General features: G+C 62.7%; 25 protein-coding genes and 3 tRNA genes. 17 read left to right on the top strand and 11 right to left on the bottom strand.

Features of this window, described 5'->3' with window-relative positions:
* Positions 1 to 192 precede the first annotated feature (192 nt).
* Both PG883_RS14330 and PG883_RS14335 read left to right on the top strand, forming a co-directional pair.
* Positions 193 to 1,134 (top strand): hypothetical protein, encoded by a 942-nt coding sequence (locus PG883_RS14330; protein WP_183149738.1) that lies wholly within the window; start codon positions 193 to 195, stop codon positions 1,132 to 1,134.
* A gap of 135 nt (positions 1,135 to 1,269) precedes the next feature.
* Positions 1,270 to 2,460 (top strand): amino acid aminotransferase, encoded by a 1,191-nt coding sequence (locus PG883_RS14335; protein ID WP_270807341.1) that lies wholly within the window; start codon positions 1,270 to 1,272, stop codon positions 2,458 to 2,460.
* 79 nt (positions 2,461 to 2,539) lie between these two features.
* Here the strand turns inward: PG883_RS14335 and PG883_RS14340 are convergent, their stop codons facing one another.
* The 3 genes from PG883_RS14340 to PG883_RS14350 all read right to left on the bottom strand — a co-directional run bounded on the left by PG883_RS14340 (position 2,540) and on the right by PG883_RS14350 (position 5,167).
* On the bottom strand, positions 2,540 to 4,045 hold the full coding sequence (locus PG883_RS14340; RefSeq protein WP_270807342.1) for a helicase HerA-like domain-containing protein: 1,506 nt from the start codon (positions 4,043 to 4,045) through the stop codon (positions 2,540 to 2,542).
* Between the two features lie 115 nt (positions 4,046 to 4,160).
* Complete coding sequence (locus PG883_RS14345; protein WP_042017571.1) at positions 4,161 to 4,655, bottom strand: DUF2062 domain-containing protein; 495 nt, start codon at positions 4,653 to 4,655, stop codon at positions 4,161 to 4,163.
* Entirely contained in the window at positions 4,649 to 5,167 is a 519-nt protein-coding gene (locus PG883_RS14350) for a DUF2062 domain-containing protein (RefSeq protein WP_270807343.1), read from the bottom strand. Before PG883_RS14350 ends, PG883_RS14345 begins: the two co-directional genes overlap by 7 nt.
* Before the next feature lie 115 nt (positions 5,168 to 5,282).
* Here PG883_RS14350 and PG883_RS14355 point away from each other — a divergent pair, with 115 nt between their 5' ends.
* The 11 genes from PG883_RS14355 to PG883_RS14405 all read left to right on the top strand — a co-directional run bounded on the left by PG883_RS14355 (position 5,283) and on the right by PG883_RS14405 (position 15,470).
* Positions 5,283 to 7,424, top strand: a complete 2,142-nt coding sequence (locus PG883_RS14355; RefSeq protein WP_270807344.1) for a DNA internalization-related competence protein ComEC/Rec2 — start codon at positions 5,283 to 5,285, stop codon at positions 7,422 to 7,424.
* 134 nt (positions 7,425 to 7,558) lie between these two features.
* Positions 7,559 to 9,328 carry a lipid A ABC transporter ATP-binding protein/permease MsbA gene (gene msbA / locus PG883_RS14360; protein WP_052814643.1) on the top strand — a complete coding sequence of 590 codons (1,770 nt, stop codon included), beginning with the start codon at positions 7,559 to 7,561 and terminating at the stop codon, positions 9,326 to 9,328.
* Positions 9,328 to 10,326: a tetraacyldisaccharide 4'-kinase gene (gene lpxK / locus PG883_RS14365; protein ID WP_198497451.1), complete on the top strand. Its 999-nt coding sequence runs from the start codon at positions 9,328 to 9,330 to the stop codon at positions 10,324 to 10,326. The genes msbA and lpxK overlap by 1 nt, the downstream gene beginning before the upstream one ends.
* 111 nt (positions 10,327 to 10,437) lie before the next feature.
* Entirely contained in the window at positions 10,438 to 10,635 is a 198-nt protein-coding gene (locus tag PG883_RS14370; RefSeq protein ID WP_010675233.1) for a Trm112 family protein, read from the top strand.
* On the top strand, positions 10,632 to 11,393 hold the full coding sequence (kdsB, locus tag PG883_RS14375) for a 3-deoxy-manno-octulosonate cytidylyltransferase (RefSeq protein ID WP_039040278.1): 762 nt from the start codon (positions 10,632 to 10,634) through the stop codon (positions 11,391 to 11,393). The genes PG883_RS14370 and kdsB overlap by 4 nt, the downstream gene beginning before the upstream one ends.
* 210 nt (positions 11,394 to 11,603) lie before the next feature.
* Positions 11,604 to 12,248, top strand: coding sequence for a UvrY/SirA/GacA family response regulator transcription factor (uvrY, locus tag PG883_RS14380; RefSeq protein ID WP_010675231.1), 645 nt, complete (start codon positions 11,604 to 11,606; stop codon positions 12,246 to 12,248).
* 110 nt (positions 12,249 to 12,358) lie between these two features.
* Positions 12,359 to 14,212 (top strand): excinuclease ABC subunit UvrC, encoded by a 1,854-nt coding sequence (gene uvrC, locus PG883_RS14385; protein ID WP_198497452.1) that lies wholly within the window; start codon positions 12,359 to 12,361, stop codon positions 14,210 to 14,212.
* A 213-nt stretch (positions 14,213 to 14,425) separates the two neighbouring features.
* Entirely contained in the window at positions 14,426 to 14,980 is a 555-nt protein-coding gene (gene pgsA, locus PG883_RS14390; protein WP_010675229.1) for a CDP-diacylglycerol--glycerol-3-phosphate 3-phosphatidyltransferase, read from the top strand.
* Positions 14,981 to 15,159: 179 nt separating this feature from the next.
* Positions 15,160 to 15,235, top strand: a tRNA-Gly gene (locus tag PG883_RS14395).
* A gap of 34 nt (positions 15,236 to 15,269) precedes the next feature.
* Positions 15,270 to 15,343, top strand: a tRNA-Cys gene (locus PG883_RS14400).
* A 40-nt stretch (positions 15,344 to 15,383) separates the two neighbouring features.
* Positions 15,384 to 15,470 (top strand) — tRNA-Leu (locus tag PG883_RS14405).
* Between the two features lie 313 nt (positions 15,471 to 15,783).
* Here the strand turns inward: PG883_RS14405 and PG883_RS14410 are convergent.
* Complete coding sequence (locus tag PG883_RS14410; protein ID WP_041213122.1) at positions 15,784 to 16,689, bottom strand: LysR family transcriptional regulator; 906 nt, start codon at positions 16,687 to 16,689, stop codon at positions 15,784 to 15,786.
* Between the two features lie 202 nt (positions 16,690 to 16,891).
* Here PG883_RS14410 and PG883_RS14415 point away from each other — a divergent pair, with 202 nt between their 5' ends.
* Positions 16,892 to 18,232, top strand: a complete 1,341-nt coding sequence (locus PG883_RS14415) for an amidohydrolase family protein (protein WP_155488308.1) — start codon at positions 16,892 to 16,894, stop codon at positions 18,230 to 18,232.
* Positions 18,233 to 18,246: 14 nt separating this feature from the next.
* Positions 18,247 to 18,720 carry a DMT family transporter gene (locus PG883_RS14420; protein ID WP_202904333.1) on the top strand — a complete coding sequence of 158 codons (474 nt, stop codon included), beginning with the start codon at positions 18,247 to 18,249 and terminating at the stop codon, positions 18,718 to 18,720.
* Between the two features lie 162 nt (positions 18,721 to 18,882).
* Here PG883_RS14420 and acuI read toward each other — a convergent pair whose 3' ends face one another.
* The 6 genes from acuI to PG883_RS14450 all read right to left on the bottom strand — a co-directional run bounded on the left by acuI (position 18,883) and on the right by PG883_RS14450 (position 23,002).
* Complete coding sequence (gene acuI, locus PG883_RS14425; RefSeq protein WP_223916003.1) at positions 18,883 to 19,866, bottom strand: acrylyl-CoA reductase (NADPH); 984 nt, start codon at positions 19,864 to 19,866, stop codon at positions 18,883 to 18,885.
* A gap of 53 nt (positions 19,867 to 19,919) precedes the next feature.
* On the bottom strand, positions 19,920 to 20,555 hold the full coding sequence (gene acuR / locus PG883_RS14430) for an acrylate utilization transcriptional regulator AcuR (protein WP_039041196.1): 636 nt from the start codon (positions 20,553 to 20,555) through the stop codon (positions 19,920 to 19,922).
* Positions 20,556 to 20,712: 157 nt separating this feature from the next.
* Entirely contained in the window at positions 20,713 to 20,961 is a 249-nt protein-coding gene (locus tag PG883_RS14435; RefSeq protein ID WP_010675223.1) for a GlsB/YeaQ/YmgE family stress response membrane protein, read from the bottom strand.
* A 128-nt stretch (positions 20,962 to 21,089) separates the two neighbouring features.
* Positions 21,090 to 21,815: a UDP-2,3-diacylglucosamine diphosphatase gene (gene lpxH / locus PG883_RS14440; protein WP_052815099.1), complete on the bottom strand. Its 726-nt coding sequence runs from the start codon at positions 21,813 to 21,815 to the stop codon at positions 21,090 to 21,092.
* Positions 21,816 to 21,828: 13 nt separating this feature from the next.
* Positions 21,829 to 22,515 (bottom strand): DUF4269 domain-containing protein, encoded by a 687-nt coding sequence (locus PG883_RS14445; protein WP_052815098.1) that lies wholly within the window; start codon positions 22,513 to 22,515, stop codon positions 21,829 to 21,831.
* A complete protein-coding gene (locus tag PG883_RS14450; RefSeq protein ID WP_052815097.1) occupies positions 22,505 to 23,002 on the bottom strand; it encodes a peptidylprolyl isomerase in 498 nt (165 codons plus the stop codon). Before PG883_RS14450 ends, PG883_RS14445 begins: the two co-directional genes overlap by 11 nt.
* 191 nt (positions 23,003 to 23,193) lie before the next feature.
* Between PG883_RS14450 and cysS the strand changes: the two genes are divergently transcribed.
* A complete protein-coding gene (gene cysS, locus PG883_RS14455) occupies positions 23,194 to 24,570 on the top strand; it encodes a cysteine--tRNA ligase (protein ID WP_160837471.1) in 1,377 nt (458 codons plus the stop codon).
* 230 nt (positions 24,571 to 24,800) lie between these two features.
* On the opposite strand, the gene PG883_RS14460 is transcribed toward cysS, so the two are convergent.
* On the bottom strand, positions 24,801 to 25,160 hold the full coding sequence (locus PG883_RS14460; RefSeq protein WP_103859055.1) for a lysozyme inhibitor LprI family protein: 360 nt from the start codon (positions 25,158 to 25,160) through the stop codon (positions 24,801 to 24,803).
* A gap of 95 nt (positions 25,161 to 25,255) precedes the next feature.
* Here PG883_RS14460 and PG883_RS14465 point away from each other — a divergent pair, with 95 nt between their 5' ends.
* The gene (locus tag PG883_RS14465) at positions 25,256 to 25,870 is read left to right on the top strand and encodes a hypothetical protein (RefSeq protein WP_103859056.1); all 615 of its coding nucleotides are present in this window, start codon (positions 25,256 to 25,258) and stop codon (positions 25,868 to 25,870) included.
* Positions 25,871 to 26,631 lie beyond the last annotated feature (761 nt).

Raw genomic sequence — 26,631 nt, forward strand, 5'->3', positions numbered from 1 at the left:
TGAAAGAGTTGATGAAACGGCCAAGCTTGCTTGGCCGTTTTGTTTTATCTGCCTTTCACCTCTTTCGCTTCCTTTCGACGTCCGGTGCTGCGCCAGGTCACGTTGTCTCTTTTCCGCCCTTGGCTCCTTCGTCGTAAATCGCTAGATTATTCAATTCGTTGAAGGATGGTTTGCCGACAGGGAAGGATGTCTTTGATCGATTTCACCCACCCCGAGTGGCGCGCGCTGGCACAGCAGTTGCTGAGCGGCGGTCCCCAGGCTGTTCGCGGTCGTCAATGGCAGCCGCTGATCGGCATGCTTCGGGACAACCAGTTGCTGCTGGCCCTTGGCAATCATCACTATGCGCTCACTTCTGCCGGGCACCGCTATCTGACCCGGGAGCTGATGCTGGCGAAGATGGCCAGTGCCCCGCCGGAACCCGAGGAGTGGCTGCAATCCCACGGCTGGCAACTAGGGGAGAGGGTCAACGAGCGGGTGCTGGCGGCCCTGTATCGCAAGGGGGAGGGTCATTTCAGCCCCATCGAGCAGATCGACTTCGAAGACAAGGGGATCCGGCTTTGCACTGATCTGCCCCTTCGTCTGCGGGCCGCACGGCCGTTCAGCCTGTTTCTCAGCGGCGGCACCCTGCTGGATGCCGCCCCCTGGCTCCAGACCCTGGGGGAGGTAGCGCTGCCAGCCCGCACCCTGGCGCAGCTTGGCAAGATCCTCTGGGGAGAGGGGGAGATACAGCGGGTGATCACGACCGATGCCGTCGGCGCCTTCGCCGAGTTGCCACTGCCCGCCGACGCTCTGCTGGTCTGGTATCCCGCCGAGGATCCCGGCACGCTGGAGCCCCTGATCGCCGCCTTGCCGCCCCAGACCCTCTGGAGCCACCTCACTGCCCTTGATCCGGCCGGGGTCGACAGAGTACTGGCATTGGCCCAGCGGTTGGGGAGACCGGCGAGCTGGTGGCTGCCCCGGGATCTGGTGCCCATCAAGGCGGCTTACGGGGCTCCCCTGGGGGATGGTCGGCCCTGGGAGCCGAGCCGTATCCCCCGTGCGCTGCTGGGACAGTGCAATGATCTGGTGGAGTCGAATCGGGGTCTGTCGGTCGAGGTGTGTGCCCTGGCACCGGATTGGCACGGGATTGGTTGAGGCGGCGCCGAGAAAGCGGTTTTCCCCTATGGAAGGCAGTGGTATAAAGAGCTGACGAAGCGCTCCCTGGACGGGCGCTTTTGTTTGCCAACCTACTTTGCCAGCCAACGAACTCAACGGACTACAGGGAATACCATGTTTGAAAAGGTTGTTGCCGCCCCAGCGGATCCGATCCTGGGCCTGACCGAAGCCTTCCGTGCCGACACTCGCAGCCACAAGATCAATCTGGGGGTCGGTATCTACAAGGATGAGACCGGTGCCACTCCTATCCTTCACTGCGTCAAGCAAGCCGAGCAGAAGCTCTTGACCGACGAGAAGACCAAGAACTACCTCGGTATCGAAGGCAATATCGAATACGGCCGCATCGTGCAGCAACTGCTGTTCGGCCGTGATGCCGCCCTGGTGACCAGCGGCCGCGCCAAGACGGCGCAGGCACCGGGCGGTACCGGTGCCCTGCGCATCGCCGCCGAGTTCGTGGTACGCAACAATCTCGCCAAGACCATCTGGATCTCCGATCCCACCTGGGCGAACCACGTCAGCGTGTTCCAGGCGGCCGGTTTGACCGTCAAGTGGTACAAGTACTACGACGCCGCCACCAAGGGGCTCGACTTCGCCGCCATGCAGGCCTCCCTGTCTGACGCGCAGGCGGGGGATCTGGTGCTGCTGCACGGCTGCTGCCACAACCCGACCGGTATCGACCCCACCACCGAGCAGTGGCGCGCCCTGGCCAGGCAGAGTGCCGCCGCCGGCTGGCTGCCGCTCTTTGACTTCGCCTATCAGGGCTTTGCCCGGGGTATCGAAGAGGATGCCGAAGGCCTTCGCATCTTCGCCGAGTACCACGACGAGCTGCTGGTGGCGAGCTCCTTCTCCAAGAACTTCGGCCTCTACAACGAGCGGGTCGGGGCCTTCACCCTGGTCTGCGCGACCAAGGCGGTGGCCGACGTCGCCTTCACCCAGGTGAAGACCGTCATTCGTGCCAACTACTCCAACCCGCCATCACACGGCGCCGCCGTTGTCACCACCGTGGTGAGCGACCCGGCCCTCTATGCGGAGTGGGTGGAAGAAGTGGCCGCCATGCGGGTGCGCATTCGCGAGATGCGCGAGCTGCTGGTGGAGAAGCTGGCCGAGCGGGGGGTGAACCAGGATTTCAGTTTCATCCGCGAACAGAACGGCATGTTCTCCTTCTCCGGTCTCTCCAAGGATCAGGTGGAGCGCCTCAAGAGCGAATTCGCCATCTATATCGTCGGCTCCGGCCGGATCAGCGTGGCAGGCATCACCCGCGCCAACATTGATCCCCTCTGCGACGCCATCGCCAAGGTGTTGTAAGAGAGAAGCATCTGCGCCAAGCGCCTTGCTTCAGCCATAAAAAGCCCGCCGTGTCGGCGGGCTTTTTCATTTTCAGGCATCAGCGGCGCCGCTTGCTGCTCCCCTGCAGGGAGCCGAGCACCCCGCGCATCAGCTGGCGTCCCACCTCGTTGCCGAGGGTGCGGGCCACGCTCTTGGCGGCGGTCTGCACCACCCCGTCATGCTGGCCACCACGGGGGCCGGTGCGACCGAACAGGATGCCATTCAAGGCATCCAGCAGACCGCCGCCCTGGTCGGTCTGTGGGGAAGCGGTCTCGTCACCGGCGGCGGGCGATGTCTCTTGAAGTCGCTCGAACGCGGACTCCCTGTCCTCCTGGGTGTCGTATCTGCCGTAGAGCAATGAGCCCTGAATAAGCGCCTGGCGCTCGGCCGCGCTCAGGGGGCCGATGCGGCTGGCCGGGGGCGCGATGAAGGCGCGCTCCACCACGCTGGGCCGCCCCTTCTCGTCGAGCAGGGAGATGAGCGCCTCCCCGACCCCCAGTTCAGTGATGGCTCCGGCGGCGTCGAAGGCAGGGTTGGCCCGCAGGGTGTTGGCGGCGATGCGTACCGCCTTCTGATCGCTCGGGGTGAAGGCGCGCAGGGCGTGTTGCACCCGGTTGCCAAGCTGCCCCAGCACGCTGTCGGGGATGTCGGCCGGGCTCTGGGTCACGAAATAGACGCCCACCCCCTTGGAGCGGATGAGGCGCACCACCAGCTCAATTTTCTCCAGCAGTGCCCTGGGCGCATCCTTGAACAGCAGGTGGGCCTCGTCGAAGAAGAACACCAGCTCGGGCTTTTCCGGATCCCCTATCTCGGGCAACTGTTCGAACAGCTCGGAGAGCAGCCAGAGCAGGAAGCAGGCATAGAGGCGGCTGGACTGGGTGAGCTTGCCGGCGGCCAGCACATTGATATGGCCGTGGCCCGCGCCGTCGGTCTGCATCAGATCCTGGATGTCCAGCATGGGCTCGCCGAAGAAATGATCGCCGCCCGCGCTCTCCAGGGTGAGGAGGTTGCGCAGGATGGCGCCGATGGAGGCGGTCGACACATTGCCGTAGCGGGTGGTGAGAGTCTTGGCGTGCTCCCCCGCAAACTGCACCATGGCCCGCAGGTCTTTCAGATCGAGCAGCAGCAACCCCTCGTCGTCCGCCACCTTGAACACCAGCTCCAGCACCCCGCTTTGGGTGTCGTTGAGGCCGAGCAGGCGTGCAAGCAACAGAGGCCCCATGTCGGAGACGGTGGCCCGCACCGGGTGGCCCTCTTCGGCGAAGAGATCCCAGAACAGGGTGGGGCTGGCGGCAAAGTCGGGTGCCTGAAGGCCGAGCTGGGCCAGACGGGCATCCAACTTGGCAGAGGGGGTGCCGGCGGCGCCTAGGCCGCTCAGATCCCCCTTCACGTCTGCCAGAAAGACCGGCACGCCGAGGCGGGAAAACCCCTCCGCCAGCACCTGCAGGGTGACTGTCTTGCCGGTGCCGGTGGCCCCGGTGATAAGGCCGTGGCGATTGGCCATGGCGGGGAGCAGGGAGAGGGGGTTGCCATTGGCATGGGCCAGCGTGAGCGGTTCGGCCATGGTGGGCTCCTTGTTTCGAATGGGGGTCGAAAAACAACGGGTTACAAGGAGTGTGGTGGCAGAGGCAGACGATGGCAAGGCACGCCGCCCGAGACAAGGACGGCGTGCTGGCAACCTAGCGGGGGCGGGTCAGTTTGCCCAGTTGCAACAGCAGCAGGGTGAGCAAGGCGCCAGCGGCAGCGCTCAGCACCGCCAGCAGCAGGCTGCCGAGCAGGAAGGGGGGCACCAGGATAGCCGCTTCCTGCTCCAGCCAGTGCAGGGACCAGGTGAGATGGAAGGGGGCTGGCGTCTCGTTCAGCACCAGGCAACCGGTACGATAGGCGTAGAGGTACATGAAGGGGAGTGTCAGCGGGTTGTTGAACCAGACCGCCAAGAGGGCCAGCGGCAGGTTGAAGCTGAAGGCCAGCACCAGGGCGACGGCCACCAGGGAGTGCATGGGCATGGGGACCCAGCTGGCGAACAGCCCGGCCGCCACGGCGCCACAGAGGGCCCGTGTTCCCCCTTGCCAGAGGGCGGGGGTCAGCAGTCGCTCGCCAAAGAGGGCGAACCACTTCTGTTGGCGCAGGGTATCGGGGTCAATCTTGAAGCGGGCCAACCAGCGATTCAGCATGGGCGCGCCACCTTGCGTTTTTGCCACTGGCGCACCGTGCTCAGGCGCCAGCTCGCGCGAACCAGGAGATAGCCGACGAGGGCGCTCAGCAGGGCAAGCACCAGGGAGCCCAGCAAGAGCGGCGGGGCCACCGTCTCGAACACCGACACCAGCCAGGCCCAGGTGAAGGTGATCTCGATGTGCTGGGAGGGGTGCCCCAGCAACTGGCAGCCCACCAGATAGGCGCCATAAAACAGCGGTGGCATGGTCAGGGGGTTGGAGAGCCAGACCAGGGCCACCGAGAGGGGCAGGTTGACCCGGCAGGCGATGGCGCCGCCAGCGGCCAGCAGCATCTGGCAGGGGAGGGGCACCCAGGCCATGAAGAGGCCGACCGCACAGGCACCGGCGGCGGAGCGCCGGTTGAGATGCCAGAGATTGGTATCCAGCAGCAGCTTGCCAAAGAGTCGCAAGTGCTTGTGTTCCTTGAGGGTCGCCGGGTCGGGTAGCCAGCGCTGTATGATTCGTTTGGGCATGTTCTGAACCTTGCTAAATACTTGCTCCATGGATCTGCGTCTGTTGTCGTTTGCCCTGGGGGCAAGCTCCTCACTGCTGTGGCCATGGCTGCCTTCATGGGAATGGGGTGGCCTGATGCTGCTGCTCGCGCTTCCTCTCGCCGGTGGTCGTTGCTGGCGGCTGCTGTTTCTGCTGCTCGGCATCCTCTGGATGCAGGTGAATTTGCACTACCGGCTTGCCTGGCTGGATCAACTTGGCAAAAAAACGAGCCACATCATAACCGCACACGTGCAAAGTACGGAGTCTTCGGGAGAGAAAGAGGGGGATAAATTTGCGCGCCTGCTGCTGCGCCTCGACACCCTGGACGATCGCCCCCTTACCGTGCCACCCCTGGTGCGGGTCAATGCCTATCAGGTGTTGCCGCCGTTGCCTGCCGGCAGCCGCGTCACCCTGGTGACCTCTCTCAAGCCGGCCCATGGCCTGGCCAACGGAGCGGGGATGGATGGGCGGCGCCTGCTCCTTGGCAAGGGGATCACCGCCACCGGCAACCTGCGCCGGGTCATCGCCCTGGATGCCGTGCCCCCGGGTGTGCGCGATCGCTGGCTGGCGGCGGCGAGTCGCGCCTGGGAGGGGATGGCGCAGGCCCCCCTGCTGGCAGCCCTCACCTTCGGGGAACAGGGGGGGATCACGGATGCCCAGTGGGAACTCTTTCGCGGCAGCGGCCTGACCCACATCATCGCCATCTCGGGCCAGCATATCGCTCTGGTGGCGGTGCTCGGCTGGTGGCTCGGGCGGCTGTTCGGGCTGCGCGGGGCTATCTGCGTGTCACTCCTGTTCGCGGCCACCTACAGCTGGCTGGCGGGGTTTGCGGTGGCCACCGAGCGTGCCCTCATCATGGTGCTGGTGTGGAGCCTGCTGCGCTGGCTAAAGCGGGACTGGCCGAGCCACCGGATCTGGCTGTGGGCCTTTGTGGTGCTGACATTGTGGGACCCTTTCGCCCTCTATTCGGCGGGGTTCTGGCTCTCCTTCCTGGCGGTGGCCCTGCTGTTGCTGGCGAGCCTGTTGCACGATCGCCCCGGCCTGGTGCGGCTGCAACTTCTGCTGCTGCTCGGCTTGCTGCCCCTGCAACTGCTGCTGTTCGAGGGGATGGCGCCCCTGGCGTTTCTGCTCAATCTGCTGACACTGCCGCTGTTCTGCCTTGTCATCATTCCCCTGGCGCTCATCGGCGTGCTGGTGGCGCCCCTCTCCACGTTGCTGGCCCACGGCCTGCTCTGGGTCTCCGCCTTCGGCCTGGAGTGGGTGCTGTGGGGGCTCACGCAGCTGGCGGATCGCCTGCAGCTCTGGTGGCCGGTGCCCGGCTGGCTGATGCCCGCCAGCGCCCTGCTGATCCTGCAGTGGACGGGATGGCACCTGCCGGGAGGGCGCGCCCTGGGGGGGCCGGTGGCGGCGGCCCTGCTGCTCGCCCTCTGGCCTGCTCCCGCTTCCTGGCAGGTGCGGGTGCTGGACGTGGGGCAGGGGCTCTCGGTGCTCGTCACCCGGGGGGATCGGGCCATCCTGTTTGATACCGGGGATCGCTACCCCGGGGGCTACAACATGGCGGATGCGGCCATCCTGCCCCTGCTCAACCGGCTCGGCATCCGGGTGATCGACACCCTGATCATCAGCCACAGAGACAGGGATCACGCGGGCAACCGGCAGGCTCTGCTGCAGAGCATGGCGGTACGCCGGGAGCTCTCCTCCTTCCCCTTTGCACCGGCTACCCAGGCCTGCCGCCGAGGTCAGCAGTGGCACTGGCAGGGGCTGGATGTGCGGGTGCTCTGGCCCCTGGCAGCCGGGGCGGGGCGCAACAACGACAGTTGCGTGGTGCTGCTGGACGACGGGCGCCATCGGCTGCTGCTGAGCGGCGACATCGAGCAACAGGCGGAGCGCCGCCTGCAGGCGCTGGCGCTGGAGGAGGTGGAGGGCGCGGGGCTGGCCAGCACCCTGCTGGTGAGCCCGCACCATGGCAGTCGCACCTCCTCCACGGCCCCCTTCGTGGCGGCGGTGAAACCTGCCTTCGTTGTGCACAGCGCAGGCTTCATGAACCAGTGGGGCTTTCCCCGCCCCGAGGTGGTGGCGCGATACCAGGGGGCGCGGCAGTGGGTCACGGGGGAGGCGGGCGCCATCCTGATCGAGCCGGGGGACGCGGGGCTCAGGATCCGGGCCGAGCGGGAGCAGGGGCCCTGGTACCGGCGTGGCGGCCCCTGGTGGCAGCCGCAGGTATGGGGAAGTGAGTGAGGGTCCGGTGAGCCTGCCCGGCAAGGGGCGGCCTTCATTTGTGACCCGGGTTGTAGCCATCGCGCCAGCGGCGCTTGGTGTAGCTCCAAGGTTTGGCTAGAATAGCCCGTCATTTCCCTTATTAACGGCTATTCATGCAACAAGAAACCTCACAAGAGAGCTGGACCGTCTTCAAGCGCCTGCTCGGTTATGTCCGGGATCGCAAGCTGGGTCTGGTGGGCGGCATCATTGGCATGCTGGGTTATGCGGCCGTGGATACCACCTTCGTCTACTCCATCAAACCGCTCATCGATCAGGGGCTCAACGGCAACGACAGCAGCGTGCTCAAGTGGATGCCCCTCTTCGTCCTCGGCATCGTGGCTCTGCGCGGCTGCGCCGCCTTCCTCTCCAACTACTGCATGGCCTGGGTCGGCAACCACGTGGTGATGCGCCTGCAGCAGCAGGTGTTCAGCCACCTGATGGCCATGCCCATGAGCTTCTTCGACCGCCAGAACACCGGCAACCTGCTCTCCAAGGTGACCTATGACGCCGGTCAGGTGTCGTCCGCCGCGAGCTCGACCCTGGTCTCTCTGGTGCGGGAAGGGGCCACCGTCATCGGCCTGCTGGGCCTGATGTTCTGGCACTCCTGGCAGTTGTCGGTGATCTTCCTGGTGGTGGGGCCCCTGGTCGGGATCCTCATCAGCATCATCAGCCGACGTTTTCGCAAGATAAGCCGCCACATCCAGCAGGCGGTGGGTGACATCACCACCTCCACCGAGCAGATGCTCAAGGGGCACAAAGAGGTGCTGATGTTCGGGGGTCAGGAGGTGGAGGACAAGCGCTTCTACCAGGTGAGCAACCGGATGCGCCAGCAGACCATGAAGATGGTCGCCGCCGACGCCATCGGCAGCCCCATCGTCCAGATGGTGGCCTCCGTGGCTCTTGCGGTCTTCCTCTATGTCGCCACCATCGACAGCGTCAAGGCGACCCTGACTGCGGGCACCTTCACCGTCATGGTCACCTCCATGATGATGCTGCTCAAGCCGCTGAAAAGCCTGACCGACGTGAACAACCAGTTCCAGCGCGGCATCACCGCCTGCCAGAGCCTGTTCGGTCTGCTGGACTCCACCCCGGAGCAGGACACCGGCACCCGCACCCTGGAACGTGCCCGAGGTGAAATCGAGTTTCGCAACGTCACCTTCACCTACCCGACCAAGGAGACACCAGCGCTGCGCAACATCAGCTTCAAGGTGGAGGCAGGCAAATCGGTGGCCCTGGTGGGGCGTTCCGGTTCCGGCAAGAGCACCATCGCGAGCCTCCTGACCCGCTTCTATGACATCGAAGAGGGGGAAATTCTGCTGGATGGCGTCAACATCCGCGAATACCGCCTGAGCGAGCTGCGCAAGCAGTACGCCCTGGTCTCCCAGCACGTGCACCTCTTCAACGACTCCGTGGCCAACAACATCGCCTACGCGGCGGAAGAGAAGTACAGCCGCGACGAGATCAAGCAGGCGGCCCGCATCGCCCATGCGGACGACTTCGTCAGCAAGATGCCGGAAGGCTATGACACCGTCATCGGCGAGAACGGCGCCTCCCTCTCCGGCGGCCAGCGCCAGCGCATCGCCATCGCCCGCGCCCTGCTGCGGGACTCCCCGGTGCTGCTGCTGGACGAAGCCACCTCGGCCCTGGACACCGAGTCCGAGCGCCACATCCAGGCGGCCATCGACGAGCTGTGCAAGGCGCGCACTTCCCTCGTGATCGCCCACCGCCTCTCCACCATCGAGAAGGCGGACGAGATCCTGGTGATCGACGAGGGACACATCGTCGAGCGCGGCAACCACCAAACCCTGATGGACATGCATGGTACTTATGCCCAGCTGCGGGCCATTCAGTTTGGTAATACAGCCACGGGTAACCAGGGCTGATGCTGGCCAGACTCTGGTACGGGAACAGCCTCTGGCGTTGGGGGCTGGCCCCCTTCGCCCTGCTGTTTGCCCTGGTCAGCGGCGTCCGCCGTCTGGGGTATCGCCGGGGCTGGCTCAGCGCCTATCGGGCCACCCTGCCGGTGGTGGTGGTGGGCAATCTCTCGGTGGGGGGCAACGGCAAGACCCCGGTGGTGGTCTGGCTGGTGGAACAACTCCAGGCCCGGGGCTGGCGCCCAGGCGTGGTCAGCCGCGGCTATGGCGGCAAGGCGCCCCATTACCCCTATCGACTGGATGAGAGCAGCACCCCGGCCGAGGCCGGGGATGAGCCCGTGCTCATCGCAAGGCGCTGCGGCTGCCCCGTGGCGGTGGCCCCCAGACGGGCTGATGCTGTGCGGTTGCTGGAGCAAAGCGGTGAGGTGGACATCATCGTGACCGACGACGGCCTGCAGCACTATGCCCTGGCCCGTGACATCGAACTGGTGGTGGTGGACGGGGCGCGCCGCTTTGGCAATGGCTGTCTGCTGCCCATGGGGCCGCTGCGCGAGCCCACGACCCGCCTCAAGCGGGTGGACGCCATCATCTGCAACGGCGGCGAACCCGCCCGTGGCGAGTACGCCATGCGCCTGGTGCCGGATACCCTGCGCCGGGTGTGCGACGATGCGCCTCTCACGGCCCCTTTCTCGGGGCCGGTGGATGCCCTGGCAGGCATCGGCCATCCCCCCCGTTTCTTCGCCACCCTGACCGCCCTTGGTTACGAGCTGGTGCAGAGCGTCGGCTACGGGGATCACCAGGCGTTCGACGCCGCCGAGCTGCTGGCCCGCTTCGGCCAGCGCCCCTTGCTGATGACCGAGAAGGATGCGGTCAAGTGCCGCCCCTTCGCCCCGGACAACTGGTGGTATCTGCCGGTCAGCGCCGAGCTGCCCGATGCCCTGGGAGAGGCGCTGCTGCGCACCCTGGGCCCGCAGCCCGGAAGAAGGAACGGGCACCAGGCGCCCTGACGGGCGCCACCGGATTGGAACAGACGGCCAGCGCCCGGACTCGGGGGCTGGCCCTGCACATTGACATGCCAGGCAAGATCGCCTGTGGGAAATCGTTAAAGGAGTTTCGTTGTGGCACTGGATATTAAACTGCTCGACATCATCGCCTGCCCGGTCTGCAAGGGGAAACTGCACTATCAAGCGCACGCCGAGGGCCCTCAGGAGCTCATCTGCCGCTTCGACAGACTGGCCTATCCCCTGGAGGAGGGGATCCCGGTGCTGCTGGAGAACCGGGCCCGTCACCTGGCGCTGGAAGAGCTGAAGCCATGAGTTTCGTCGTCGTCATTCCTGCCCGTTACGCCTCCACCCGGCTGCCGGGCAAGCCGCTGGCCGACATTCACGGCAAGCCCATGGTGCAGCACGTGGTGGAGAAGGCCCTGCAATCGGGCGCCGATCGGGTGATCGTCGCCACCGATGACGAGCGGGTGCAGCAGGCTCTGGCCCCCTTTGCCGCCGCTGCCGGGTTCGAGGTGTGCATGACCTCACCGGATCACCAGTCCGGCACCGAGCGTCTGGCCGAGGTGTGCCGTCACTACGGCTTTGCCGCCGACACTATCATCGTCAACGTGCAGGGGGACGAGCCCCTCATTCCCCCTGTCATCATCCGCCAGGTGGCGGACAACCTGGCCGCGGCCAGCGCGCCCATGGCGACGCTGTCGGTGCCGATCAGGGATGCCGAAGAGGCGTTCAATCCCAATGCCGTCAAGGTGGTGACCGACCGGGAGGGGTATGCCCTCTATTTCAGTCGCGCCAGCATCCCCTGGGATCGGGACCGCTTTGCCCAGAGCCGCGAGCAGATTGGCGATCACTACCAGCGCCACATCGGCATCTACGCCTATCGCGCCGGCTTCATCCAGCGTTACGTGGACTGGGCGCCGAGCGTGCTCGAGCAGGTCGAAGCCCTGGAGCAGCTACGGGTGCTCTGGTACGGGGAGAAGATCCACGTGGCCCAGGCGCTGCAAGCCCCGCCGGTGGGGGTGGACACCCAGGCCGATCTCGACAAGGTGCGAGCGCTGCTGGCCGGTTGAGGCTGGCGGAACGGCTTTGATGCAACACGGCGCCCCAGGGCGCCGTTTTTTAATTGATTCTTTGTGTAATAATTTGATTTAAAACGGATTTTACGAGCAATTTCAAACTTTTCCCGCCCATGGTTTGCCAAATCATCGAGTTTGGTTATGATGCAAGACGCCGTGTTAACCCTAACTGGCATATAACGAGATAAAAAACGGGGTGTTTGGGTGATTAATGTATTCCTGGTCGATGATCATGAGTTGGTGCGTACAGGGATAAGACGCATTTTGGAAGACGTCCGCGGGATCAAGGTGGTAGGCGAGGCGCAGAGCGGGGAAACCGCGGTGGCCTTCTGTCGGCAACATCACCCCGATGTGATCCTGATGGACATGAACATGCCGGGCATCGGCGGTCTGGAAGCGACCCGCAAGATCCTGCGGATCCGCCCCGATGTACGCATCATAGTGCTGACCATTCATTCAGAAAATCCGTTCCCTACCAAGGTGATGCAGGCGGGCGCCGCCGGGTACCTCACCAAGGGGGCCGCGCCGGACGAGATGATCCACGCCATTCGCCTGGTTCACTCCGGTCAGCGCTACATCTCCCCGGAGATCGCCCAGCAGATGGCCCTGAGCCAGTTCGCCTCCGCCGACGAGAACCCCTTCAAGTCCCTCTCCGAGCGGGAGCTGCAGATCATGATGATGATCACCAAGGGGCAGAAGGTGACCGACATCTCCGAGCAACTCAACCTGAGCCCGAAGACGGTCAACAGCTACCGCTACCGCCTGTTCAGCAAGCTGGGGATCAACGGCGACGTGGAGCTGACCCATCTGGCCATTCGTTATGGCATGCTGGATGCCGATACCCTGTAACGGGGGCGTGTGGACACCAAAGGCGGCACCGGCCGCCTTTTGCTTTTTGCAGGCTGTGGGCAGTATGCTCTCCCCGTCTTTTTGCATTCATCCGTTGAGTCGAGTTGCCGATGACCCTCTCTCCCGAGCCCCATTTTGACAGCAAGGCATTCCTGAGTGCCGTCACCCACCAGAGCGGTGTCTACCGCATGTACGACAGCGGCGGCACCGTCATCTACGTGGGCAAGGCCAAGGATCTGAAAAAACGGCTCGCCTCCTACTTTCGGGCCAACGTCGACAGCATCAAGACCCGCACCCTGGTGCGCCAGATTGCCGATGTGCAGGTAACGGTCACCCACACCGAGACCGAGGCGCTGATCCTCGAGCACAACCTCATCAAGCAGTACCAGCCCCGCTACAACGTGCTGCTGCGGGATGACAAGTCCTACCCCTGGATCATCATCACCGACCATCGGCACCCGCGCATCGGCGTCCATCGCGGCGCCCGCAAGGTGAAGGGGGAGTATTTCGGCCCTTACCCCTCCGGTGGCGCGGTACGCGAGAGCCTGCACCTGATGCAGAAGATCTTCCCGGTGCGTCAGTGCGAGGATGCGGTCTATGCCAACCGTACCCGCCCCTGCCTGCTCTACCAGCTCAAGCGCTGCGCCGGCCCCTGCGTGGCCGGGCTGGTGAGCGAGGCCGAATATGCCCAGCAGGTGGCGCTGGCCAAGCTGTTCCTCGCGGGCAAGAACCAGCAGGTGATCGGCGAACTGGTGGGCAAGATGGAGTCCGCCAGCGGCGATCTGCGCTTCGAGGAGGCGGCCCGCTACCGGGATCAGATCCAGGCCCTGCGCCGGGTCACCGAGCAGCAGTCGGTGAGCGGCAACGTGCTGGACGAGCTCGACGTGGTGGGGGTGGCCTTCGAGCAGGGGACCGCCTGCATCCACGTGCTCTTCATCCGCCAGGGCAAGGTGCTGGGATCGCGCAGTTACTTCCCGAAAGTGCCGGCCGATACCCCGCTTGACGAGGTGGTGCAATCCTTCCTGCTGCAGTTCTATCTGTCGGGGCAGGGGGGACGGCAGATCCCGAGCGAGGTGCTGCTGGACGTGGCGCTGGAGGATGAGAGCGTCATCGCCGATACCCTGAGCCAGACCGCCGGCTACAAGGTGCGGGTGGTGAGCCGGACGCGCAGCCAACGGGCCCGCTTCATTAAGCTTGCCTCCATCAACGCCCAGACCGCGCTGCGCTCGCGCCTCGCCCACAAGAGCACCATCACCGCCCGTTACGATCAGCTGGAGGAGCTGCTGGAGCTCGAGACCCCCATCGCCCGCATGGAGTGCTTCGATATCTCCCACACCATGGGGGAGCGCACCGTGGCCTCCTGCGTGGTGTTCAACCGGGAGGGGCCGCTCTCCTCGGAATACCGCCGCTTCAACATCGACGGTATCACCGGCGGGGATGACTATGCCGCCATGGAGCAGGCGCTGGAGCGTCGCTTTGGCAAGCAGCAGGAGCCGGACAAGGTGCCGGATGTGCTGTTCATCGACGGCGGTCTCGGCCAGTTGCGCCGCGCGGAGGAGATCCTGGCGCGCCAGCTGGAGTTTCTCGGCGGCAAATACCCGCTGCTGGTGGGCATCGCCAAGGGGGTGACCCGCAAGGCGGGGTTGGAGACCCTGATCCTGGGGGACAGCCACGAAGAGCTGCATTTGCCGGCGGACATGCCCGCCTTGCACCTCATCCAGCACATTCGCGACGAATCCCACCGCTTTGCCATCACCGGCCACCGGGCCAGGCGGGCAAAGGCCCGCACCACCAGTACCCTGGAAGAGATTCCCGGGGTGGGGCCGAAACGGCGGCAGGCGCTGCTCAAATACCTGGGGGGTTTGCAGGAGGTGAAAAAAGCCGGGGTGGACGAGCTCGCCAAGGTGCCCGGCATCAGCCAGGAGCTGGCCCAGTCCATCCACGACGCATTGCACTCGCTCTAACGCTGCCTTTGGTGTGAAGGTGGTCACGCCAGGGGGCATCAGGGCGTGCCGCCTGCGCACAAGAGCCGTGACGCAGGGGGCTCCCAAATGCCATAATGACCGGCATCCTGAGGTTATTGATGGATTAATGGACCAAGGCGGGCGCCAGTTCGGTTGCATCCGCGATCGGCTTGGGGCTACCATGTAGCGGCATACAAGAAGTGGCTGAAAATAATGACAAATATTCCTAACCTGCTGACGTTCTTTCGGATTTTGCTCATCCCCGTCTTCGTCATCCTGTTCTACCTTCCCTATCAGTGGTCCTACATGGCGGCGGCCATCGTCTTTATCCTGGCGGCCGCAACCGACTGGTTTGACGGCTATCTTGCCCGCAAGCTGAACCAGTCCACCGCCTTTGGCGCCTTCCTCGATCCGGTGGCCGACAAGATCATGGTGGCGGCGGCCCTGGTGGTCATCGTCGAGCACTACAACACCGTCTGGGTCACCATCCCCGCCATGACCATGATTGGCCGGGAGATCATCATCTCCGCCCTGCGTGAATGGATGGCCGAGCTTGGCAAGCGCTCCTCGGTGGCCGTCAGCTGGATTGGCAAATGGAAGACCATGATCCAGATGGTGTCGCTCACCGGCCTCATCTGGCAATACGACATCTGGATGGTGTGGCTCGCCTATGTGCTGCTCTACGTGGCCACCGTGCTCACCTTCTGGTCCATGTTCCAGTACATGAAGGCCGCCTGGGGCGATCTCAGCTACCACTCCCGGTTCTAGTCCCGACGGGAAGATGGCCGTTTCTCTGCCACTGGCGCCGAGAAACGGCCATGAGCTGCAAAAGTGTGGGAAAAGGGTAAAAAACACCCGAACGATCAGCGTATTAAATGTTTTTGGTTGACTGGGCGGGGAACATCGCTAGAATGCGTTCTCACAGTCAGGCAGTCAGCCAGACCGATGCGGGAATAGCTCAGTTGGTAGAGCACGACCTTGCCAAGGTCGGGGTCGCGAGTTCGAGTCTCGTTTCCCGCTCCAAATTCAGACAATAGAGAGTTCCTCTCTTTTGCATGGCGCGTTAGCAAAGCGGTTATGCAGCGGATTGCAAATCCGTTTAGTCCGGTTCGACTCCGGAACGTGCCTCCATATTGACAAGCCCGCACGCGGACTTGATACCGATTGCGGTGCCTGAGTGGTGAAATCGGTAGACACAAGGGATTTAAAATCCCTCGACGTTCGCGTCGTGCCGGTTCGATTCCGGCCTCAGGCACCATTAAAATTGAAGAAAAAGCCTTACAGATTAAACAGATACGACGCTTCATTGCGTCGTTTTTGTTTTACCCCCCCCAGAATTTCTTTCCCACTTTTGCTGAATTGGCCATTTCCTGTCCAGGTGACTTGTTGCTCCCTGTGATTTGCTGTAATCGGCTGGCTGAGTGCTCCGACATAGGCAAGCACATGTGTCTTGACACTGCGCCGAGGTTGTCTAGGGATGGTCTTTGGTACTGAAGCTAGCGCGGCTTGTTATGGCGCCTGGGCCTCGCGTTTCGTTGGCCAGCAAACAGATTTGAATCCTATGGTTGTATTCATTTTCCCGGGCTGGTCTTGTGGACAAGTTCGGCAATCCAGTCAGCAAATGCACGCACGGCAGGAGACAGAAAACGCTGATGGGGATAAAGCAATGTGACTGGCACCGATGGCGGTTGCCAATCTGCTAGCACCTCGATGAGCCTTCCTGCCTGCAGGTGCTCCAGTACAACATTCTCGGCAAGCTGGATGAGGCCAAAGCCATCGAGGCACATCTTGATATAAAGCCCCGTGTCATTGACGGCTGCGGTGCCGCTCACAGTAACCGATAGAGTCTCTTTACCGCGGACAAAGCGCATTTCGTTTGCATGCCTGGCGAGGCCCGAAAAGTAGTGGACCGCCTGGTGCACAGACAGTTCTTCAGGGGACTGGGGAACACCGTTTTCGTGAAGGTATTCAGGCGAGGCGCAGGTTACCCACCGAAACCTGCCAAGGGGACGAGCAACAAGGGTGGAGTTATTCAGCTCTCCTGTTCTGATCACGCAGTCCACACCTTCCTGAACAAGATCAACCTGCCGGTCACTCACACCTATCATCAGGTAGATATCTGGATAACGTTGGTGAAAGTCTCTGAGATTCGGCATGACGATGGAATGTGCTATCCCGCTCGGCATATCAACCCGCAAACGCCCCTGTGGCCGCTTGATAGCCTCCGTCAGGCTGGACTCGGCATGTTCAATCAATGAGAGTATTTCCCTGCACTGGCCAAGATACTGCAGGCCTTCAGGGGTGAGGTTCACCCGCCTCGTTGTTCTGTTCAGCAGGCGCACCTGCAGGTATTTTTCGAGGTTTTTAATCGTACTGCTGACTGTCGAGGAAGGCAGTGAGAGGGTCTCTGCTGCCTGCACGAAGCTTCCGGTCTCAGCAACCCGCATAAAGATCTGCATAGCTTGAATACGATCCACAGCCCTTCTCCCTTGAGACGATAACTCTACCGATAGTTCCCATGATTATTCGAAGATCATGAATTATGAAAACAGTTTGGTCATCTTTTTCAGGGTAATAGAGTGCCGTATCTTTTTGCCATTGGCTAGAAAAGAGGCTCTTGAAATGACCGGATAAGTTAGAAATATTGTTAATAATCAAGATGTAATACCAGATTCAATCTTGATCAAGGGGGCCACGATCCTCAGCATGGATGAGAGCGTGGGTAACATTGAACGTGGAGACATTCTGATCAGTGGATCAACCATTACGGCCATAGGCGAGAATCTGGAGGCGAATGGTGCCCGTATCATCAATGCTACGAACATGATCGCCATGCCGGGGATGGTGGATTCTCATCGCCACTCCTGGGAGGGACAACTGCGCCGCATCAATCCGAATGCCACTTGTCTGGAAGACTACAGCAACGCCACGCACTTCTCTTTCGCCAAGTACTATCGCCCTGCCGATATGTATATCGGCAACCTGCTGACGGCACTGGGCTGCATTGATGCAGGCATCACCACCGTCATTGACAATTCCCATAACAGCCGCACCGCAGCCCATTCGGACGCCGCCGTCGAGGCCCTGCTGGATGCAGGGATCCGTGCCATACACGCCTCCGGCGCACCGGTATCGGGGGAATGGGACAAGGCTCATTGGCCGGGTAACTGGCAACGCCTGCAAGAGAAATATTTCAAGGACAACCCAGAGAGCCTGGTTTCCCTTGCTGTCATGGCCCAGCTGGAGCCTGCATTGTGGGCCGAGGCTCGCAGGCTGGAACTGCCGATCGTCACTGAATTCTTTGGTTCTTTTATGGCGTCTGAGCTGGAGTCACTGCATCGGCGCGGTCTGCTCGGCCCGGACAATATTTTCAATCACTGTACGTCACTGCCAGATGAGGGATGGAAGATCCTGCGAGAAGCCGGTGTCCGGGTGAATGTCTGCCCGCGCTCCGATGCGCACTATGGCATCGAGGACGGTATGTTTGCCATCCAGGCGGCGCAGCGTCATGGCATCAACCCTGGCCTCAGCGTCGACAATGAAACCTCTTACAGCACTGATATGTTTATGGAAATGCGCGTGGCATTTTACCTGCAACGGGTGATGGGCATGCATCAGCAGCACTGCTGCGGCTCCGACCACTCGCTGACCACGCTGCCGGCTGCCCAACTTCTCAAATCGGCGACTGTCGATGGTGCCGCCTGTGCAGGGCTGCTGGACAAGGTAGGGAGCCTGACGCCAGGAAAACAGGCGGATCTCATTCTGATCAATGTTGGCGATATCAACCTCTACCCGTCCGGCAATGCCTTTGGCACCGTGGTGCATGCGACAGAGCGCAGCAACATTGATACCGTCATGATCGGTGGACGCATCGTCAAGCAGCATGGCAAGGTGCTTGGCGTAGACAGCACGCGCCTTCGCGCCGCCATTGATGAGTCCCGTGAGCATCTGTTTGCCGCCGCCGGGTATGAGCCTGACATTTTTGCTGACGCCTTCCTGCCGCTGGCACAGGCACACTGACAGGTATGCAACCCATGAGCACACTGTATTACGTCATCGCTTTTGCCGCAGGTCTCGGGATCACGCTGCAGACAACTCTGAATAGCCAGCTGGCACGAGGACTCGGGGGCGATTCGGTCACCGCCGCATTGTTCTCCTTTGCGGCCGGTGCATTCAGCCTCGGGGTCTTCTCGCTGCTGCGTGGCGGATTATTCACCTCGCTTGCGGCCATTCCATCACAGCCTCTGTGGAGTCTGGCCGGCGGCCTGATCGGTGCTTGCGCGCTGTTCAGCTATGTCGTGCTCGCACCGAAAATCGGGTTGTCAGCCCTGCTTGGATTGGCCATCGTCGGACAGTTGCTCTCATCCCAGGTCATCGACCATTTCGGTCTGCTTGGCACCATCCAGCGTCCGGTATCTTTGATAAAGCTGGGTGGAATGTTGGTCATGCTGACCGGGCTCGTCATCATGTTGTTCGGTGATCGGTTAGCTGAGCACCTTATGCACTGATGAAGCGGCCTTCTGATGTTTTGACCTTCACGAACGTCTGCCCCGGGGCAGGCGTTCTGCTGATGGGGTTTGCATCCCGGCTCAGTTCCATGACCTGAATAGGGGGACACAAAGAGGCTCGCCTGACCTGGTCAGGCGAGCCGGCTCATATCGCGTCAGTCATCACCCCTGGACATTGACCAGGATCCGGCCGCGCACCTGGCCTGCCAGGAAGGCATCCCCCAGGGTCACGACCTGGGAAAGGGGCACTTCCCGGGTGAGGAGGTTGAGGCGGGTCAGGTCGAGATCCTCGGCCAGTCGGGCCCAGGCCTGCTGGCGCAGCGGGCGCGGTGCCATCACGCTGTCGATGCCATAGAGGGTGACGCCGCGCAGGATGAAGGGCATGACGGTGGAGGGGAAGTCCATCCCTCCCGCGAGACCGCAGGCAGCCACGGCGCCGCCGTAGCGGGTAGTGGCGCAGGCATTGGCCAGGGTGTGGCTGCCGACGGTGTCGATGACGCCGGCCCAGCGTTCCTTGCCCAGCGGGCGTCCCGGCGTGGCCAGTTCGGCGCGATCGATCACCTCGGCGGCGCCGAGGGACGTCAGATAGTCGGCCTCGTTCAGCCGCCCGGTGGCGGCCACCACTCGATAACCCAGCTTGGCCAGGAGGGTGATCGCCACGCTGCCCACGCCGCCGTTGGCGCCCGTCACCAGAATGTCACCGTCACCGGGGGTGATGCTGTGCTTCTCCAACGCCATCACGCAGAGCATGGCGGTGTACCCTGCGGTGCCGATGGCCATGGCGTCCCGGGGCTGGAAGCGCTCAGGCAGGGCAACCAGCCAGTCGCCCCGGACCCGTGCCCGCTCCGCCAGCCCGCCGCTGTGGGTCTCGCCCACGCCCCATCCGTTGAGCACCACCTTGTCGCCGGGGTGCCAGTCGGGATGCTGGCTCTCCAGCACGGTACCGGCAAAGTCGATACCGGGGATCAGAGGGAAGCGGCGTACCACGGGGGCGGCGCCGGTGAGGGCCAGGCCATCCTTGTAGTTGAGGGAAGACCACTCTACCGCCACGGTCACATCCCCGGCAGGCAACATCTCCTCGGAGAGGCTCTGGTAGCTGGCGCGATAACCCGCCTCGTCTTTCTCGATCAGAATACCGTTGAACATCTTGTCTACTCCCATTAATTGGACTGACTGACTATTAATCTTCGTAAAAAAAATCACTTTGCTAACTTCATGAAAAAATTGAGAAAAGAGAGCATGGGCTCGGTATCGCCCACCAGGCGTGCGCGCAGCACGGCCCCTTCCCAGCCGATCCAGAACTGATGGGCGAGGGCAGGGCAGTCACAATCAGGGGGCAGCTCCCCCGCCGTCACCGCGTCCCTCAGGCAGCGGGCAAGCAGCGCCTCCCAGTCGAGGAGGATCTGCTCGAGGCGCAGGCGCAGCTCGGGGGACAGCTGCACCACCTCCTGACCCAGGTTGCCCACGAGGCAGCCCCGCTGGAACGCAAACCGGGTCATGCCCCGGCAGGCGCTGTCGACGAAGGCAACAAGACGGGCCAGGGGGGGCAGGCTCTCATCCTCCAGATAGCGCGTCAGCTTGCGGCAGAAGTAGTGGTGATAGGCATCCATGACCGCCAGGGTGAAGTCGTGCTTGGTGGCGAAGTAGTGATAGAAGGAGCCCTTGGGGATCCCGGTCGACTGCAACACCCGCTCGATGGAGGTGGCGGCGATGCCCTGTTCGGTCAGCAGCTCCATGCCCCGGCGGATCAACAGATCCCGGGTGTCGGCATAGGTGTGCCCGTGCTGGGCAGGGCGGCCGCGAGGGCGGCGGGGCAGGGGGTCATTGGCTTGCATGGGGCTTATTAGACGCCTCAACTAGAAATGATGCAAGCGCGGCATCGAACGGACGAAACGAGTGGATGAGATCGGGTAGTCGAGACAAGCTGGAGCCAGCGGGGCAGAAAACAGCGAGGGCGCCAGTGGCGCCCTCGCATCGATGGGTGGCTGCGCCTCAACTGCGCAGCTTGTTGTAGACAAACAGCACGATCAGGGCGCCAACGGTGGCGATGATGATGCTCGGCAGGTTGAAGCCGGTGACCGTTCCCATCCCGAGCAGGGTGCTGACATAGCCCCCCACCATGGCGCCGACCACCCCCAGGATCACCGTCATGAAGAAACCGCCGCCATCCTTGCCCGGCATGATCCATTTAGCCAGGATGCCGACGATCAGCCCCAGTACCACCCAAGTAAGAAATCCCATGGTCATCTCCTCGTTGTGTGCAGAGAACCAGAGTATATGCAGGCATCCTGCTTGTATCCCGCCGCAGCACGGCGTGAGTCAGAAACGGTCATATGAGACTCGCTCCTGACCATGGCAGGCAGAGGACTTCAGCCAAGCGCGCGGGTGTCGAGGCGCTGCCCGGCGGGGGAGCACACCAGCACCGACCCCTGCTCGAACCAGTCCCCCAGCACGATGCGCCGCGCCGCACGCCCATCCAGGGTGAAGTCGTGGATGGCGGGTCTGTGGGTGTGGCCGTGGATCATCAGGCGGCAGCCGTGCTGGCGCAGCATGTCGTCCACCGCCTCCGGGGTCACGTCCATGATGATCTGGCTCTTGTGGGCATTCTCCATCTGGCTCTGGCCGCGCATCTTGTGGGCGATGGCCTGGCGGCGCGAGAGCGGCAGGCGCAGGAAGAGCCAGCGCAGCCACTTGAGTTGTGTGATGCGGCGAAACTTCTGGTAGCCCTCATCCCGGGTGCAGAGCAGATCCCCGTGGCTCAGCAGCACCCGCTCGCCGTACAGCTCGATGACGCAGGGGTCGCCGAGCAGGGTCATGCCGGCCCGTTTGGCAAATTGGCGCCCCAAGAGGAAGTCGCGGTTGCCGTGAATGAAATAGAGGGGCACCCCTTGCTGGCTCAGGGCGAGAAAGGCATCGGCCACCTCGCGGTGGAGCGGGTTGGGGTCGTCGTCCCCAATCCAGAATTCGAACAGATCCCCCAGCACATAGAGGGCGTCGGCCCCGGGCGCGTCTTCGGCCAGAAAGCGCACCAGTGCCGCCGTCATGTCGGGCCTGCCTTGGCTGAGGTGAATGTCACTGATAAAGAGGGTGCTCATGAGTTCCTGGGCATCATGGTAAGAGAGTCCCGCCTGGGGGCGGACAAGGCCTGTGACCTTGCTCGTCGAGCGGGTGGGGGAGGGAAGGGCAGCAGAGCCCCGCAAGGTTGACGCCCTCCAGGGTCAGCAACGCCTCGTAAGGGTCGCCGGACAGACCCAGCAGGCGGCACATGGCCGCTTCCCCCTTGAGCCCTTCATCAAAACGCAGGCGCAGCACTTCCCGGTGGAAGGGGGCGCCAAAGCGCTCAAGCAGGGCGGCCATCAGGCTGAGGTGGCGCCAGCCATGACACATCTCGAGGGGATCAGGGGTGAGGTAGAGCTCGACTGGCCAGCACTGGCCATCTGGCCCGTGGCGTCGCTGCTCGGCGATCCAGACCTGCTCGTCCTTGCTTCGCACCTGCCAGCCTTGTGCTGCCAGTGTCGCGGCAAGGAAGGCCGGGTCCGGATGCTGGCAGAGGATGTCGAGATCGCTGCCGGGCCTATCCAGCCCGATGGCGATCGTGCTCACCAGGGCCAGATCGTTGCACAGGGGGCCAAGCTCATCCCACAGGCCGCCGCTCAGCAGGGCGTGGGCCGAGTGCTGACGTTCGTTGCCCTGGGCCAGATAGTCGAGGCGGCGCCAGTTGGGGGCGGCAGATGGAAAAACTGCGGCCGGGGCCGCAGTGGTATCAGAGCCTGGCCGGCAGGGATTACTCGGCAAGGGTCACCTTGGTGATGACGATGTCTTCGGTCGGGACGTCCTGGTGCATGCGGCCGTAGTTGCCGGTCTTCACGCCCTTGATCTTGTTGACCACGTCCATGCCGGCGGTCACTTCACCGAACACGCAGTAGCCGAAGCCCTGGGTGGTGGCGGACTTGAAGTCCAGGAAGTCGTTGTTGTTCACGTTGATGAAGAACTGGGCGCTGGCGGAGTGCGGCTCCATGGTGCGGGCCATGGCGATGGTGCCGACCTTGTTGGACAGACCATTGGCCGCCTCGTTCTTGATGGGAGCGCGGGTCTCTTTCTCTTCAAAGCCCGGGGCATAGCCGCCGCCCTGGATCATGAAGCCGTCGATGACGCGGTGGAAGATGGTGTTGTCGTAGTGACCGTCACGGCAGTATTGCAGGAAGTTGGCCACGGTCTCCGGGGCTTTTTCCGCGTTCAGGGTCAGGGTGATGTCGCCGTGGTTGGTATGCAGAGTAACCATGAGTTGTCCTTTCATTTTGACGCGGGCAGCAAGGTGCCCGCAGGTGTATGGCATAAAGTGGTGGCAATTCTAGCCCATCAAGGCCCTGCGGCATAGATGGCAGGGGGGAGAGGGGGCTTTTTCTGCCTCGTTTTCTATACCGGATGCGGTTAGAATGGCAGGCCATTTTACTCACAGGCAGTGGTCATAAGATGCTGAAGATATACAACACACTCACTCGTCAAAAAGAAGAATTCAAACCTATCCACCCGGGCAAGGTGGGCATGTATGTGTGTGGCGTCACTATCTATGATCACTGTCATATCGGCCATGGCCGTACCTTCGTCGCCTTCGACGTCGTCGCTCGCTACCTGCGTTATGCAGGATACGACCTCACCTATGTGCGCAACGTCACCGACGTGGACGACAAGATCATCAAGCGCGCCGCCGAAACGCACGTGACCTGTGACGATCTCACCGAGCGCCTCATCGGCGACATGCACCAGGATTTCGATGCCCTCGGCATGGTGCGCCCGGACATCGAACCCCGCGCCACCCAGCACATCGGCGAGATCATCGCCCTGGTTGAAACCCTGCTGGAAAAAGGGCACGCCTACGTGGCGGACAACGGCGATGTGATGTTCATCGTCGAGTCCTACGCCGACTACGGCAAGCTCTCGGGCCAGGATCTGGAGCAGTTGCAGGCCGGCGCCCGGGTCGACGTGGTGGATGCCAAGCGCAATCCGCTCGACTTCGTGCTGTGGAAGATGTCCAAGCCCGGCGAGCCGACCTGGGACAGCCCCTGGGGCCCGGGTCGCCCTGGCTGGCACATCGAGTGCTCCGCCATGAACTCCAAGCACCTTGGCAACCATTTCGACATCCACGGCGGCGGCTCGGATCTGCAGTTCCCGCACCACGAGAACGAGATTGCCCAGTCCTGCTGCGCCCACGGTGGCGACTACGTCAACACCTGGATGCACAGCGGCATGGTGATGGTGGATAAAGAAAAGATGTCCAAATCCCTTGGCAACTTCTTCACCATCCGCGATGTGCTGGCCCACTATGACGCCGAAACCGTCCGTTACTTCCTGATGTCCGGTCACTACCGCAGCCAGCTCAACTACTCGGAAGATAACTTGAAGCAAGCCCGCGCCGCCCTGGAGCGGATGTACACCGCCCTGCGCGATCTGCCGGCGGCTGCCGCCGCCGGTGGTGACGAGCAGGTGGCTCGCTTCAAAGAAGCGATGGACGACGACTTCAACACCCCGGAAGCCTACTCCGCCCTGTTCGACCTGGTGCGCGAGATCAACCGCCAGAAAGCCGAAGACATGGCTGTCGCCGCTGGCCTCGGTGCCCGCCTGCGCGAACTGGGCGCCGTGCTCGGCATCCTGCAACAGGATCCGGACGCTTTCTTGAAGGGTATTGAGGCGGACGAAGAGGTCGCCGAGATCGAGCGCCTGATCGCCGAGCGCAATCAGGCCCGCGCCGACAAGAACTGGGCCGCGGCGGATGCCGCCCGTAACCGCCTCACCGAGATGGGCATCGTGCTGGAAGACAGCGCCGGCAAAACCAGCTGGCGCCGTGCCTAAGGCCGGTGGCGCTGCTGGCGCCAACCGGTTGAGCCTATAAAAAAACCGCAGCCCTTGGGCTGCGGTTTTTGTTTGTAGCCTGCCGAAGCCTCGGCATCCTGCGGTCTGATCCCCTCGCCCCTTGGGGGAGATGGTCAGGGTGAGGGGGCTCGCATCATTACTCGCCGGAGTGCCTGCAAGCCATCTGTTACTTGCCCCCAGTTCCTACCTGACTTGGTTGGCGCCTCTGATCATGGCTGGTCTGGCAATATGTTCAGGTCTTTGGTGCGCGCCTCGGTCAACTGGGTGAGACAACTGCTGTGGACCATGGGCGCCATTGATCCCCCTTCATAGACGCCGGCCTCGTAACGGCACTGGGCATCGCGAAAGGCGATCCAGGCCCGTTGCGCAGTTCTCAGCCTCTCCAGCTGTGCCTTCTCCAGGGAGGCAACCCGCTTTTTATAGGCGGCATTGAGCTTGGCATCGGCTCGCTGGTAATCCTGAAACGCACAGATGTTCATGTCAGTTTGTGTCACCGGCGCAGTACAATCCTGTTCGGCCTGAACGGCAGTGGTTGCCAGCAAGAGCAACAGAGCGGGATAGGGTCTCAAGAGGCTGTTCCTTTGTGGTAGGGAGAGGGCCAATATACGGCATAAACCGGCCCGATGGCGGCTCTGTTTTTCAAGAATAACAAGGAGATGACGTCATGAAGTTGAACTGGATGCCGTTTCTGGCCCTGCCTCTGCTGGCGTCCGGGCTGTCTGTGGCCGCCACTGCCCCCGATATGCAGGTCCAAGCCCGCGCCAAGGTGGCCGAGTTTCTCGACTGGGAGCGCCAAGTCAAACCGAGCGGCCTCTATCAGGCAGACCTGGGCGGTGCGTTGCCCAACATCCTCTCCCCCGAGCTGCTCTGCCTGCTCAATGCCGCCTCCAAGGCGCGCGAAATAGCCACCCGCGAAGCTCCGGACGAGAAGCCCCCCTTCGTCGAGGGCAACCCCTTCCTGCCCAATGCCTGGGATCATCTGCTGGGCTCTGAGATACTCTCGTCTCGCGCCATCGCCGGCAGCAGGGATCGCAGCGAGGTCAAGGTGAGTTTCACCTTTGGCGAGCCGGGCACCCCGCTCGACACCCCCAGCGGCACCTACCGTTTTGTCAGCACCTATCTGGTGAAGGAGGGGCCGCAAGGATCCCGTATCACCGATATCGACGCTGGCGGTAGCTGCGACTTCTGCCAATCCGGCAGCCTGCGCGCCGCCCTCTATGAGACACTCACCGCCTATCCCGCCGCAGGGGCAGCGCAGTGCAAGGGGTTGGGGAAATAGGGCTTTGGCTTGGGTCAAAGCGTCTTTGGGGAATAGAAATAAAAACCGCAGCTCAAGGCTGCGGTTTCTGATTGTGCCCTGCCGTGAAGCCACGGCATCCTTCGCTCAGATCCCCTCTCCCCTTGCGGGAGAGGGCCAGGGTGAGGGGTAGCTAACATCATTCCTCGGCGAAATGCCAGCCAACGCTTGGATGGCATGGCTTTGCCATGCAGGACGCGAGGGCCTTGCCCTCGATGGGGTTTCGCCCGCCCTTCGGGCTGGGGCGAGTGACTTTTGAAAGACCCGCTCTCTTTGGCAAATAACACCAAAAGTCTTCCCCCCGGCAAACCGCCCGCTTCGCGGGTTCCCTCGTCTCGTCCAACGGGTCGGACGGAGCGCCGCAGACGGCACTTTGGCCTACGCCATCCATGGCTTCGGCCAAAGCCCGCTTCGAACATCCTTGTTCTCGCGCCAAATCGGGGTCGAGCAGTGCTCGCCCTGATCCGATTTGGCCCATATGCCGACTGCGGCTACGCCATCATCCCTGATGGCGCTCCTGACCCGTTGAACTCGACTCGGTGGTTTGCAGGGGGAACCAATACCGTGCCCGCCCGTGGCTTTAGCGTTCATGTCGGGCGCCTATCCCGCCGAAGGGGAGAGCTGTGCAAGGGCTGTCTCTTGATCAGATCTTGATCCCCTGCGCCATCAGATCCTTGGCGGCAAGAAAACCCTCCATTTTACTTTGCAGGGCTTCCCAGCCTTCCCAGAGGGCGCCCCAGCTG

The organism is Aeromonas sp. QDB25 (genome assembly GCF_027707725.1).
Taxonomy (GTDB): domain Bacteria; phylum Pseudomonadota; class Gammaproteobacteria; order Enterobacterales; family Aeromonadaceae; genus Aeromonas; species Aeromonas caviae.

Bases quoted from the DNA above. Each gene is read 5' to 3' on its own strand.
- acuR (WP_039041196.1), bottom strand. From the start codon at position 20,555: ATGCAAGCCAATGACCCCCTGCCCCGCCGCCCTCGCGGCCGCCCTGCC.
- PG883_RS14450 (WP_052815097.1), bottom strand. From the start codon at position 23,002: ATGGTTACTCTGCATACCAACCACGGCGACATCACCCTGACCCTGAAC.
- PG883_RS14465 (WP_103859056.1), top strand. From the start codon at position 25,256: ATGAAGTTGAACTGGATGCCGTTTCTGGCCCTGCCTCTGCTGGCGTCC.
- PG883_RS14435 (WP_010675223.1), bottom strand. From the start codon at position 20,961: ATGGGATTTCTTACTTGGGTGGTACTGGGGCTGATCGTCGGCATCCTG.
- msbA (WP_052814643.1), top strand. From the start codon at position 7,559: ATGCAACAAGAAACCTCACAAGAGAGCTGGACCGTCTTCAAGCGCCTG.
- PG883_RS14340 (WP_270807342.1), bottom strand. From the start codon at position 4,045: ATGGCCGAACCGCTCACGCTGGCCCATGCCAATGGCAACCCCCTCTCC.
- acuI (WP_223916003.1), bottom strand. From the start codon at position 19,866: ATGTTCAACGGTATTCTGATCGAGAAAGACGAGGCGGGTTATCGCGCC.
- PG883_RS14420 (WP_202904333.1), top strand. From the start codon at position 18,247: ATGAGCACACTGTATTACGTCATCGCTTTTGCCGCAGGTCTCGGGATC.
- uvrC (WP_198497452.1), top strand. From the start codon at position 12,359: ATGACCCTCTCTCCCGAGCCCCATTTTGACAGCAAGGCATTCCTGAGT.
- PG883_RS14350 (WP_270807343.1), bottom strand. From the start codon at position 5,167: ATGCCCAAACGAATCATACAGCGCTGGCTACCCGACCCGGCGACCCTC.
- PG883_RS14355 (WP_270807344.1), top strand. From the start codon at position 5,283: ATGCTGCTGCTCGCGCTTCCTCTCGCCGGTGGTCGTTGCTGGCGGCTG.
- pgsA (WP_010675229.1), top strand. From the start codon at position 14,426: ATGACAAATATTCCTAACCTGCTGACGTTCTTTCGGATTTTGCTCATC.
- PG883_RS14335 (WP_270807341.1), top strand. From the start codon at position 1,270: ATGTTTGAAAAGGTTGTTGCCGCCCCAGCGGATCCGATCCTGGGCCTG.
- kdsB (WP_039040278.1), top strand. From the start codon at position 10,632: ATGAGTTTCGTCGTCGTCATTCCTGCCCGTTACGCCTCCACCCGGCTG.
- PG883_RS14345 (WP_042017571.1), bottom strand. From the start codon at position 4,655: ATGCTGAATCGCTGGTTGGCCCGCTTCAAGATTGACCCCGATACCCTG.
- lpxH (WP_052815099.1), bottom strand. From the start codon at position 21,815: ATGAGCACCCTCTTTATCAGTGACATTCACCTCAGCCAAGGCAGGCCC.
- cysS (WP_160837471.1), top strand. From the start codon at position 23,194: ATGCTGAAGATATACAACACACTCACTCGTCAAAAAGAAGAATTCAAA.
- lpxK (WP_198497451.1), top strand. From the start codon at position 9,328: ATGCTGGCCAGACTCTGGTACGGGAACAGCCTCTGGCGTTGGGGGCTG.